1 protein-coding gene is annotated in these 327 nt (G+C 66.7%); it reads right to left on the minus strand.

Annotated elements, in window-relative coordinates:
• Positions 1 to 327: transposase (locus WA762_RS35555; protein ID WP_335941721.1), on the minus strand; the 327-nt coding region annotated here is incomplete at both ends.

Genomic DNA, 327 nt, shown 5'->3' on the forward strand with positions numbered 1-327 from the left:
TGTGCTGGGACTTCGGCACGGCCAGAACGTAGCCGACCCCGACCTCTTCGAGCATGCGGCGCAGCCTCTGGTCCTGGCCGTAGGCGGAGTCGGCGGTTACCCAGGCGACAGGCAGCGGGGAGCCCAGGGCTCGTCTGATCATGTCCTTCGCGAGATCGCCCTTGGTTGCGAAGGCACGCTCCCCGGGAATCCTTGCCTCTGCGCAGCGGTCCGTATCCGAGGTCCAGGACTTCGGCAGGTACAACTCCCGGTCCACCAGTGCGCGGCCTTTGTGTGAGGCGTAGGCGGCGAAGACACCTATCTGGCAGTTCTCGGTTCGCCCGGGGG

This window comes from Streptomyces tyrfis, assembly GCF_037034285.1.
Taxonomy (GTDB): Bacteria; Actinomycetota; Actinomycetes; order Streptomycetales; family Streptomycetaceae; genus Streptomyces.